Below are 897 nucleotides of genomic sequence, written 5' to 3'. Positions count from 1 at the left end.
GACTCTGCTGGCTAATTGATGTTTATGCAGCCAGGGCCAGTTCCAGGCGAGCGAGGTGGCTGGTTCTGCCGCGGTCGAGGGGTGCGTCGTTGAACCAGGCGTCCAAGCGGATGAGATTCAGCGCGGTGGCACTGACCACGTGTTGCAGGTGGGTCTTGGGTAGCCCGCGGTAGCGGGCGTGGCGGGTGTCGGTGACCGCGACGCCTTGCCGGATGGTGCCCTCGACCCCGGCTCGCAGCCGGTAGGCGCGGGCGAACTGTTTGGTGGTCTGCCGGGCCCGGGCCTCGGCCAACGCCTCGTGGAGGCGGCGGGGGCGGATGGTCAACTGCCGGCCACCACGGGCGGCGGTGGTGCACTGGGATCTGACCGGGCAGGCCCGGCAGGTGGCGGTGTCGAACTTGACCACGATCGTCTCGGTGCCGCGTTGCCGGGCCGGGCTCCACATGCTGCTGGTCTTGCCTTGCGGGCAGGTCACCGCGCCGGTGTCGAAATCAACCTCGAACCCGGCGGCGTCGTAGCCGGTCCCGGCGCGGGCCTGGGCGGACACGTCGGCCAGCATCGGGGTGAGCAGTCGGATGCCGAACCGGTCAGCGGATTCCAACAGCAGGTCGGCCGAGGGGTAGCCGGAGTCGAGCAGGTGCTCGTCGGGCAGCAGGCCGCGGCGGGCCAGACTTTCGTGGATCGGGGTGGTCATCGCCGCGTCCGGCACGGCGGCGTCGGTGGTGGCCACGTTGGTGATGATGTTCGGCAGCGGCTGCTGATCCGGCGCGGCTGCACCGTCGGGCTCCTCGACGCTGTCGGTGCAGGTCTCGCTGACGTGCACCTTGTACCCGGTCCAGAACAGATCCCGCTTGCCGCCGCGACGCGCATCGGTGTCGTACGGGGAGGTTATCCGGG

1 protein-coding gene is annotated in these 897 nt (G+C 69.9%); it reads right to left on the bottom strand.

Annotated elements, in window-relative coordinates; translation table 11 throughout:
• Positions 1-22 precede the first annotated feature (22 nt).
• Positions 23-897 (bottom strand): transposase (locus ACNAW0_RS30475; protein WP_416291498.1); only part of this gene is annotated, 875 nt, incomplete at its 5' end.

Source organism: Micromonospora sp. SL1-18 (genome assembly GCF_047921505.1).
In the GTDB taxonomy this organism is placed as follows: domain Bacteria; phylum Actinomycetota; class Actinomycetes; order Mycobacteriales; family Micromonosporaceae; genus Micromonospora.
Note: the sequence above shows the minus strand (reverse complement) of the source record. Positions and strands in the feature narration are given on the sequence as shown.